Consider the following 9,837-nt stretch of genomic DNA (forward strand, 5'->3'; position numbering starts at 1 on the left):
CCCGAACGGGGGTGTGGACAGCACGAACCCGGGGTCGAAGGGGCAGGACAGGTGGCAGCAGAGGTCGCGGGGGCGGTGGAGATACGCGGTGCACTGGCCAGACTCCGGCGCGCCACCGGGCTCCCGATCGCCTTCGGCGGGCTGGTCGACGCCGGCCGGCCACAGGTGCGGATCAGCGAGCTGACCGGCACCCATACGGCCGCCCTGCGCTCGCTCACGGTCACCTCCGGCAACGGCCTGGGCGGCAAGGCGGTCGCGCTGGCCCGCCCGTGCGCGGTCACCGACTACTCCGTCTCCCGGCAGATCAGCCACGAGTACGACATCCCGGTCGCGGCCGAGGGCATCCGTTCGGTACTCGCGGTCCCGGTGGTGGTACGGCGCCGGGTGCGGGGCGTGCTGTACGGCGCGCTGCGCGCCGCCCAGCCGCTGGGCGACCGCACGCTGGGCGCGGCGGTGGCGGCGGCACGGGACGTGGAGCAGGCCCTCGTCGTACGGGACGAGGCACGGGGCCTGCTGGCGGCGGCGCGGCCGGAGCCCGCCGCCGTACCGGATCCGGGGGCCGCCTGGGAGCAGGTGCGGCAGGCGCATGCCGCGCTGCGGGCGCTGGCCCCGCGGATCACCGACCCCGAGCTGCGTGCCGAACTGCTCGCCACCTGCGGGCTGCTGACCGGCCCGGCACCTGCGGCCGAGGGGGCACTGGCGCCCCGGGAGCTGGATGTGCTGGCCTGGGTTGCGGCCGGCGCGACCAACGCGGCGGTGGCCGAGCGGCTCGGGCTGCGGCCCGAGACGGTCAAGGGATATCTGCGCTCGGCGATGCGGAAACTGGGCGCGCACACCCGGGGGGAGGCGGTGTCGGCGGCTCGTCGGACGGGGTTGTTGCCGTAGCGGAGGGAACCCATTCCATTCATGCTTGCGCGCTTTGAATTAGCCGATGCAAGGCCGCTGTTATTTCCCTCACCATGCCGTTCGGCCGGTTTTCCGGCTTCGTTGCCTAGAATTTGGCCCGAACACGACACACGAGGGGAGCGGTGACCGTGCGACGGGACTTCCAGGAGCCTGCCAGATGCCGCCCCGACCTGGTCATCGGCCGGGCAGAGCTGTTCACGGCCGCCCGTGAACAGCTCGCCTCGGGCGGCAGCGTCCTCCTGCACGGGCCCGCCGGAATTGGGAAATCGACCGTCCTGCGGGCATTGGACGCCGAATACGCCGGCACCGCCCGCACGGTGTTGCGCTGCTCGGCCACCGAGTCCGAATCCCATCTTCCCTTCCTCGCACTCGCCGACCTCTTCGGGCTGGTACTCGACGAGGTCGCGCCCCGGCTCCCCGGCGCCCAGCGCACCGCCCTGGAGTCGGCACTCACCGGCCGCGGCGAGTCCACCCTCCAGCGCGACGGCCTCGCCCTGCGCCTCGCGGTCCTTTCAGCGCTGCGCGCACTGGCCGCCGAGGGCCCCGTACTGATCGTCGCCGACGACCTCCAGTGGCTGGATCCGGCCAGCGCCGAACTCCTCGGCTTCGCCGCCCGCCGTCTCGGCGGCACCCCGGTCCAACTGCTGTGCGCGGTCCGCACGGAGGGCCAGGAGTACGACCGTCACCTACGCGCGTCACCCCCGGACACCGTCGCCCTCCGCCTCGGCCCGCTCACCCGCAAGCAGGTCTCCGACCTCCTCGACCACCGCGGCCACGCCGCGCTGACCCGGGCCGCGGTCCGGGAGATACACCGCACCAGCGGCGGCAACCCGCTGTTCGCCCTGGAGCTCGGCCGCGCCCTCGCCGAGAACCCGACGCCGCCCCGGCCCGGCGAGCCGCTGCCGGTGCCGACCTCGCTGCGTGCCCTGGTCCTCACCCGCCTGGACATGCTCTCCGTCGAGGCCCGCCGCACCCTCCTGGTGGCCAGCGCAGGCGCCCGGCCCACCCACGCCCTGCTGCACGCGGCCGGCCGGGAGAACGCCGAGGCCGAATGCGCCCAGGCGGCCGAACTCGGGCTGCTGGCCACCGAGCCGGAGGCCCCGGCCGTACGCTTCGCCCACCCCCTCATCTCCGCCGCGCTCTACGCGGAGGCACCCGCGCAGGAGCGCAGGGCCGCACACGCGGCCCTGTCGACGGCCGCTTCGGACCCGATCGAACGGGCCCGGCACCTGGCCCTGGCCACCACCGGCACGGACCCGGAGGTGGCCGCCCGGCTCGCCGAGGCCGCCACCCAGGCCCGGGACCGGGGCGCACCCTCGGTGGCCGCACAGCTCGGCCTGCTCGCCGCCCGGCACACCCCCGGTGACAACAGACCCGGCCCGGACGAGCACCGGCTGCTGGCCGCCGAGGACGCGATCAGCGCCGGCGAGGTCGACCTCGCCCAGGACATCGCCCGTGAGGTGCTCACCCGTGCCACCCGGCCCGCCGACCGGGTGCGCGCCTGGATCCTGGTGATCGACTCCGCCGGGCACACCATGACCGAGGTCGACGCGGCCTTCCCGCACGCCCTCGCCGACGCCGGCGACGACCCGCGGCTGCTCGGCCTGGTCCACTACCAGCTGGCCTGGCGGGCGCTGATCGTGGAGGGCGACTTCACCGAGGCCCGGCGGGCGGCCGCGCACTCCGCCGGTCTCGCGGCGCGCGGCGAGGACCGGCGCACCGAGCTGCTCGCGCTGTCCCTGCAGGCCCAGGTCGAGACCCTGATGGGCCATCCGGCCGCGCCCGCCACCATCAAGCGTGCCCTGAAGGAGCCCCAGGACCCGAACGTGTCGTGCCATCACAACGGGGCCGGCAGCGCCCGGTTCCGCTGGCTGGTGATGGGCGACCAGCTGGCCGAGGCCCGGGCCACGGTCACGGCGCTGCTGCGCGAGGTGCGCCGGCGCGGCCAGGTGGAGAGCGAGGTGCACTTCCTGCGTGGGCTCGCCGAGACCGAGCTGCGCTCCGGGCACTGCGGCCGGGCGCTCGACCTGGCCCGGGAGGGCCTGCACCTCGCCCACGACAGCGGGATCGGCGAGACCGCGTCCGCGATGCTCACCTCGCTGGCCGAGGCCTCCGGCGGTGACGTGGACCGGGGCCTCGCCCTGGCCCGGGAGGCCGTGGAGCACGCCGAGCAGGACGGCGACACCATGTATCTGTCCCGGGCCCTGGGCGCCCTGGGGTACGCCCAGCTGGTGGCCGGCGACCCGGCGGGCACCGTGCGCTCGCTGCGCCGGGTGCGGGAGCTGGAGCAGAGCCTCGGCATCACCGACCCGGCGCGCGGCCGCTGGCAGGGCGACCTCGCCGAGGCACTGGTCCGGGTGGGTGAGACGGCCGAGGCACAGGACGTCATCGACGTCACCCGGGAGCATGCGCTCAGGCTCGGTCGGGAAAGTGTTCTCGCCGTGCTCGACCGGGCCGAGGCGCTCGTCCGGGCGGCGCACGGGCAACACGAGGCTGCCGTCGCCCAGCTGACCTCGGCTCAGGACCGGTTCGCCAAACTGGGCTACGGCCTGGAGGAGGCCCGGGCCGCGTTCGCTCTGGCCTCGCTGCGCGAGCGGCGCTCCCCCACGGCCTACGACGAGGCCACCCGGCTGTTCAGGCGGTGCCGGGCGCTGCCGTGGCTGCGACAGGTGGACGAGGCCGTCTCGGCACCGGAGCCCGAGCCGCCGGTCGCGGCGCCGACCGAGCCGGCCGCCCTGGAGGGGCTGGCCGCGATGGAGCGTCAGGTCGCCGCGCTGGTCATGGAGGGCGCCACCAACCGGGAGATCGCCGGCCGCCTGTTCATCAGCGTCAAGACGGTGGAGGCGACGCTCACCCGGGTCTACCGCAAGCTGGGCATCCGATCGCGCGTGGACATAGTCCGTTTGGCGGCGGAGCGACGCGCGAAGTGAGAGTGCTCCCGGTTAACTGAGGCGGACCGAGGGTTTTCCCTCCCCCATCCCCCTAGGGGGTTCCCTCATTGGGAGGGTGGGGTTCCGCGTCCTAGCTTATGGATGTGCCGCTCGCCCGGGCATACGGGGGTCGGTCCCGCGACCCCCGTGCACCCCCCACACCCGCGCGACCCCCCACCGGCAACCCCCACTGAGGAGACTCATGTTCGGGCTCAACCGCGCTAGAAAGACCGCCGCCGTCCTGGCGGCGACCGCTGCCGCCGCGGCGACCGCGCTGATCGCGTCCCCCACCGCGTCAGCCGCCCCCCAGCCGATCGTCGGCGGCACGACGACCACGACCACCGCGTACCCGTTCATGATGCAGATCACGGACGCCTCCGGCAGCCAGTTCTGCGGCGGCACCCTGGTGTCGGCCACCAAGGTGGTGACCGCCGCCCACTGTATGGAGGGCGAGTCCGCCGGCGGCGTCCGCGTGGTCGGCGGTCGCACGAACCTCAACGGCACCAACGGCACGGTCAGCAAGGTCAGCAAGATCTGGATCAACCCGGACTACACGGACGCCACCAACGGCGACGACGTGTCGGTCCTGACCCTCTCGACCGCGATGCCGTACACCCCGGCGTCGTACGTCAGCTCCTCTCAGACCAGCCTGTACGCGGCCGGCACCACGGCCCGCATCCTCGGCTGGGGCACCACCTCGGAGAACGGCAGCTCCTCCAACCAGCTGCGGACCGCGACCGTCCCGATCGTGTCCGACTCCAGCTGCAAGAGCTCCTACGGTTCGGACTTCGTCCAGACCGACATGGTTTGCGCCGGATACACCTCCGGCGGCGTAGACACCTGCCAGGGCGACAGCGGCGGTCCCCTGCTCATCGGGGGCGTCCTGGCAGGGATCACTTCCTGGGGAGAGGGGTGCGCGGAGGCCGGTTACCCGGGTGTCTACACCCGGCTGGCCACCTTCTCGAACCTGGTGACCGCGCAGGTCAACTCGTAACCAGAAGGTCTCCTGAGTTTCCCTCAGGTGAGTGACCGGGGGGCGTTGCGGGCTACCACGAGCAGCCCGCAGCGCCCCCTATCCATGTCCCGGTACGGCTCTACTTGTCGGCGGTGAGTCTGCCCGCCGCGCCCCAGCTGTCCGCCGGGACCTCGTGGATCCACACCTGCACGCTCTCGGCGGGGATCTTGTAGGCGTCGACGAAGGCGTCGGTGACCCGCTTGACGAGGTCCCGCTTGAGTTCGGTGTCGCGGGGGCCCTGCTGGATGGTGACGATCGGCATGGTCGAACTCCTCCGAGTGCGCTTCCTGTTCGGTGGGTCCAGTCCATCGCGCGGTACGTCCGTGACCAAGAGGCAGATCGCGACCGCAGCGATCAGCCTTCGTGATCGTCGCAGGCCAGCAGCAGGGCGTCCAGGTGCGGGGGCGGGGTGACGGCGGAGACGGCGAGGCCGGTCGCCAGGGCCAGGCCCGGCGCCCGGAACGGTACGAAGGTCACCCGCGGGCTGTGCAGCACGCGCGCGTGGGACGCGTACACGACCGTCCACAGCGGGCGGACGCCGATGCCGGCGAGGGTGTCCTGGAGGGAGCCGGGCGACGGTCCGGGCAGCGGCTCGAAGCCGGCGTCGCGGCAGGCACCGACGATCAGGTCGACCAGGGCGGGGTTGTTGCGGCGCTCGGTGAGCGCGAGGGGCAGCCCGGCCAGTTCGCCGACACCGATCTCCGGGCGTCCGGCGAGGGGGTGGGTGGTGGGGAGCGCGGCGACCAGGGGGTCGGGCCACAGCGGATGGACCCGTACACCGGGCACCGGCTCCACCGCTCGTACGAACGCGGCGTCCAGCCGCCCGCCCGCGACCCGGGCGAGCCTTTCGGCGACCGGCAGCGAGTGCAGTTCGACGGGCACGTCCGGCGCATGGTGGGCGAACGCGGCCAGTACCCGGTCCAGATGCGTGCCGAGCCCCGTGCTGGTGCCGATCCTGAGCCCGGCCTGCGGGGCGACGGCGGCCCGGGCCTTCTCGGCCGCCGCCAGTACCGCCCGGGCCTCGGGCAGCAGCCGCTCCCCCGCGCCGGTGAGCCGGACCCGGCGCGGCGAACGGTCGAACAGCTCGGCGCCCAGCTCCCGCTCAAGCCGCCGTATCTGCATGCTCACCGCGGACTGCACGATGTGCAGCCGATCGGCGGCCCTCCCGAAGTGCAACTCCTCGGCGACGGCGACGAAGTAGGTGAGCTGCCGCAGTTCCATGGCCCCGACTCTAGAGGCCCTGTTTGAATGTGCTCTGAATGAGCGGCGCGGGAGGAGTGACCCACATGGTGTCCACGGACCGGATCCTGGCCTTCGCCGCGATGTCCCTCCTGGTCATCGCGATCCCCGGGCCGAGCGTGCTGTTCGTGATCGGCGGTGTGGGTGTGGATGGTCGATCGCAGGGTGACGATACGGACGACCTCCCGGTCGGCCATCAGCCGCGAGAGCTGCTCGGGGGCGAAACCGTCGAGGCGGGCGGCGAGGGCGTGGTACGGTGGCTTCACGTTCTGCGCCTGGAGGCCGACGAGATGCGCCACGGCGTCCTTCGCCGACCGGGGTGAGCGGCGCAGCAGCAGCTGACGGTCGAGGGTGGCGCGGTTGAGGGCGCGGGGGCCGAGGATCGGGCCGGGTGACGTGTTCGCCATATCGCGCACGCTAACGTCCGTCGCGGACAGATCCTGTCCGCATCTCTCACCGAATCCCGTCCTTGATTCCCTCCGCCGGGCCCGTATGCCCCGTATATCCTGCTCCAAGACGCACTGATCATGCCCGACCACTACGATCACACAGATCACGCCGATGCAGGCTCCACCGAGAGGCGGCCGCGATGTCCGAGCGACGCCCCAGCCCGGTCTCGAAGAACACCGGGAACGGCAGGAACGGCCGGAACACCAGAAGGTCCGTCTGGCGCCGTGCCCTGCCGCCGGAGCGGGACACGGCCCAACTGCCGCAGCCGGAGTCCGCGTCGGCCGCGGAGCCGGGCGAGTCGCCGAGCGTCGTTGAGGCGGCGCTGTACCGCGACGGAGTGCGCGTCTCGACGCCCGCGACCCTCGCGGAGACGTACCGCCAACTGCGCGATCAGCCCTCGGGCATGGCGTGGATCGGCCTTGCCCGCCCCACCTCCGACGAACTCCTCTCCCTGGCCGCCGAGTTCGACCTGCACCCGCTAGCGGTCGAGGACGCGATGGAGGCACACCAGCGCCCGAAACTGGAGCGGTACGGCGACACGCTCTTCGTGGTCCTGCGCGCCGCCCGCTATCTGGACGCGCCGGAGGAGGTCGACTTCGCCGAGCTGCACGTCTTCGTGGGCCCGGACTTCGTGATCACGGTCCGGCACGGCGCGGCACCGGACCTCTCGGCGGTCCGCCGCCGCATGGAGGACAGCCCCGACCTGCTGAAACTCGGCCCGGAGGCAGTCCTCTACGCCATACTCGACGCGGTGGTCGACGGCTACGCCCCGGTCGTCGAGGGTGTCCAGAACGACATCGACGAGATCGAGACGGAGGTCTTCCGCGGCGACCCGGAAGTCTCCCGCCGTATCTACGAACTCTCCCGCGAGATGGTCGAGTTCCAGCGCGCCACCCGCCCCCTGGTCGGCATGCTGCACAGCCTGATCGCCGGTTTCGCCAAGTACGACACGGACGAGGAACTCCAGCGCTACCTCCGCGACGTCGCCGACCACGTCACCCACATCAGCGAACGCGTGGACGGCTTCCGCCAGGCCCTCACAGAGATCCTCACGGTCAACGCGACCCTGGTCACCCAGCAACAGAACGCGGAGATGCGAGCGTTGGCGGAGGCGGGCTTCGAACAGAACGAGGAGATCAAGAAGATCTCTTCATGGGCGGCCATTCTGTTCGCTCCGACACTGGTCGGAACGATCTACGGGATGAACTTCAGAGAGATGCCGGAGTTGCACTGGGCACTCGGATACCCCTTCGCAGTCGTCCTAATGGCTGTTGTATGCGCCAGTTTGTACCTCATCTTCAAGCGTAAGGACTGGCTCTGAGTAATCAGGGTCACGAGCACGTGCCCTGCCGATCCGAACCGCCGAGGACGCATGTCCTGGCCTCTGTCGGGGTGCTGGGGAGAATCTGGGGAGAATGAGATGCGCTCCACGTCGCCCGGTTCTCCCCTCCACGAGCCGAACGGTCTTGTCGGACCTTCGACATCAGCATCAGCATCAGCACCGGACATCGATCCTTACGGAGGGTAAGCGCGCTGCATGACCGGGAACACCGACGAGGGGCACAGCAATTGCTGTGTCTCTCGTCTCGTAAGCATCTAGGTATCGTGCCAGCTACCCGTCCGCGATGACCCGGGCGCTTCGGCTGAGGAGTGCGTCGATGGCACCGCGCCCCTTCGGCCTTCTCGCCCAGCTGCTGGTCGGGCAGGTGGCCCAGCAGCCTGAGCGCATCGGTGACCAGGGCGTCGACGAGTTCGGCGCGGGCCTGCTCGTCGTTCCAGGCGATGCGGGGTTTGCCGGGATCGGTGTAGTCGTGCGCGGTGCACTTGACGGCAGCGACCTCGGCGGCGTGGGGGACCTCGCGGATCACCGCGCGGACGGCGGCGATGAGCTGGGTGACGGTGTCCTGGGTGGCCACCGCGTCGTCCAGCACGGTGGAGTCCAAAGCCCGCCGGTGCTTGCCGCCCAGGACCCCGGTGGCCTTCACCACCTCACGCACGGCCTCGAAGACGCGGTTGGGCCGGGCAGAGCGGGCCAGACGGCGACGGAAGTAGGCCAGCAGCGACGGGTCGAACGCCATGTCGTTCAGGCCCAGCCCGCACGCGGCCTTCCATCGCAGGTCACACCGCAGTTCCTGGACCGTTTCGACGTCCGACAGCCCGTGCAGGGCCTGCAGCGTGATCGCCGCGGCCAGGACCTGCGGCGGCATGCTCGGGCGCCCGTTCGCCGAGGGGTACATGTCCGCGAACATCTGGGCCGGAAACAGCGCACCACGGCGCTCGGCCAGGAACGCGAACACACTCCCCGCCGGGATCAACTCCCGGCACGTCTCCCACACATCCGGCCCGTCTCCCCGGCCCATTGCCCCATCACAACGAAACGAGTCTGGCCCCGCCGCTCACGCGGCGAGGCCAACCCCAAGATCTTCAGGAGCCTTCCAGCGCTTGTTGATGGCCATGAGCACGGAGGTGAGGGCCTCGAGCTGGCGAGCCTGACGCAGCCGGCCGGAGTCGATCCCGGGGGGCGTGGCCGAGATGACCGCCCGCCCGGGGCAGCACTGCGGCCGGCGCTCGAAGGCTGTTCCCCGACGGGTGCCATGCGGTGGTCAGCACCACCACGTCGTGGCTGGACGCGGCGTCGGTGTTGCTGGCTTCCCTGAGCAAGTGATCGACGCGTCGGTGCGGCTGAGCTTCTCGGCGAGTTCGCCGGCCGAGGTCGCCGCGCGGGCCTCGTCGCGGGAGCCGAGCGTGACGGGGTGGCTGGCAGCACCGGCCGGGCGGCCAGGCCGAGCCCGAGGGTGCGGTGCCGCCGAGGATTGCGACCGGCCGGGGGGCCGCTCATCAGGCGGACCCCTCGGTGGCCGGCGTGAATCGCGGCAATGCCAACACGGCGTTCGACATGGCCTGCCCGTCGCGGTCGGTATCTTCCGAGCAGGGCGAGGTAGTCGTCACGGCTGTACATGACTGTCTGGCCGCGTTGCGAGCTGCGTAGGAGGGGGTGGTCGCGGCCCTGTACACAGAGATCTTCACCTGCGCACCGTCGCCCTGGCGGCGTGAACGTCAGACGCATCCTGTCCGGCCGAGACAGCACGCATCCCTGACATAGCACGGGAATGCCGACCTTTGCCGCACGACACCAGATCGCTGGCCTACTCGGCATGACTCGGACTCTCGCGTCAATCCCCGAAGGACTTCCAGGGTCGACCACTAGTGTGATGCGCCGCAAATTGCGAGGGTAATTAAGTGCCTATTCTGGGGCCGTGTCTGGTGGGTTGATCTTGGTGAGGTAGTCGGCGAGGG

Annotated in this window: 7 protein-coding genes and 1 pseudogene; 4 read left to right on the plus strand and 4 right to left on the minus strand. The window is 71.4% G+C overall.

What is annotated here, in order from left to right:
• Positions 1 to 51 precede the first annotated feature (51 nt).
• The 3 genes from ABTY98_RS40355 (at position 52) to ABTY98_RS40365 (ending at position 4,830) form a co-directional block, all read left to right on the plus strand.
• A complete protein-coding gene (locus ABTY98_RS40355) occupies positions 52 to 885 on the plus strand; it encodes a helix-turn-helix transcriptional regulator (RefSeq protein ID WP_352226151.1) in 834 nt (277 codons plus the stop codon).
• Between the two features lie 143 nt (positions 886 to 1,028).
• Complete coding sequence (locus ABTY98_RS40360; protein ID WP_352226152.1) at positions 1,029 to 3,836, plus strand: helix-turn-helix transcriptional regulator; 2,808 nt, start codon at positions 1,029 to 1,031, stop codon at positions 3,834 to 3,836.
• Between the two features lie 202 nt (positions 3,837 to 4,038).
• A complete protein-coding gene (locus ABTY98_RS40365) occupies positions 4,039 to 4,830 on the plus strand; it encodes a S1 family peptidase (protein WP_352226153.1) in 792 nt (263 codons plus the stop codon).
• 100 nt (positions 4,831 to 4,930) lie between these two features.
• Here the strand turns inward: ABTY98_RS40365 and dmpI are convergent, their stop codons facing one another.
• From dmpI to ABTY98_RS40380, 3 genes are all read right to left on the minus strand, one after another.
• Positions 4,931 to 5,113 carry a 4-oxalocrotonate tautomerase DmpI gene (gene dmpI, locus ABTY98_RS40370; RefSeq protein ID WP_352226154.1) on the minus strand — a complete coding sequence of 61 codons (183 nt, stop codon included), beginning with the start codon at positions 5,111 to 5,113 and terminating at the stop codon, positions 4,931 to 4,933.
• A 92-nt stretch (positions 5,114 to 5,205) separates the two neighbouring features.
• Positions 5,206 to 6,072 carry a LysR family transcriptional regulator gene (locus tag ABTY98_RS40375; RefSeq protein ID WP_352226155.1) on the minus strand — a complete coding sequence of 289 codons (867 nt, stop codon included), beginning with the start codon at positions 6,070 to 6,072 and terminating at the stop codon, positions 5,206 to 5,208.
• Positions 5,976 to 6,497 (minus strand): DNA glycosylase AlkZ-like family protein, encoded by a 522-nt coding sequence (locus ABTY98_RS40380; RefSeq protein WP_352226156.1) that lies wholly within the window; start codon positions 6,495 to 6,497, stop codon positions 5,976 to 5,978. The genes ABTY98_RS40375 and ABTY98_RS40380 overlap by 97 nt, the downstream gene beginning before the upstream one ends.
• Positions 6,498 to 6,679: 182 nt before the next feature.
• Here ABTY98_RS40380 and ABTY98_RS40385 point away from each other — a divergent pair, with 182 nt between their 5' ends.
• Positions 6,680 to 7,861, plus strand: coding sequence for a magnesium and cobalt transport protein CorA (locus ABTY98_RS40385; protein ID WP_352226157.1), 1,182 nt, complete (start codon positions 6,680 to 6,682; stop codon positions 7,859 to 7,861).
• Between the two features lie 346 nt (positions 7,862 to 8,207).
• Here ABTY98_RS40385 and ABTY98_RS40390 read toward each other — a convergent pair.
• Positions 8,208 to 8,900, minus strand: a pseudogene (locus tag ABTY98_RS40390) (transposase); the annotation flags it as partial.
• Positions 8,901 to 9,837 lie beyond the last annotated feature (937 nt).

Source organism: Streptomyces sp. NPDC096040 (genome assembly GCF_040303265.1).
In the GTDB taxonomy this organism is placed as follows: Bacteria; Actinomycetota; Actinomycetes; order Streptomycetales; family Streptomycetaceae; genus Streptomyces.

What these genes read in the sequence shown, in the direction of transcription:
- ABTY98_RS40365 (WP_352226153.1), top strand. Translation starts at nt 4,039, where the DNA reads ATGTTCGGGCTCAACCGCGCTAGAAAGACCGCCGCCGTCCTGGCGGCG.
- dmpI (WP_352226154.1), bottom strand. Translation starts at nt 5,113, where the DNA reads ATGCCGATCGTCACCATCCAGCAGGGCCCCCGCGACACCGAACTCAAG.
- ABTY98_RS40375 (WP_352226155.1), bottom strand. Translation starts at nt 6,072, where the DNA reads ATGGAACTGCGGCAGCTCACCTACTTCGTCGCCGTCGCCGAGGAGTTG.
- ABTY98_RS40380 (WP_352226156.1), bottom strand. Translation starts at nt 6,497, where the DNA reads ATGGCGAACACGTCACCCGGCCCGATCCTCGGCCCCCGCGCCCTCAAC.
- ABTY98_RS40385 (WP_352226157.1), top strand. Translation starts at nt 6,680, where the DNA reads ATGTCCGAGCGACGCCCCAGCCCGGTCTCGAAGAACACCGGGAACGGC.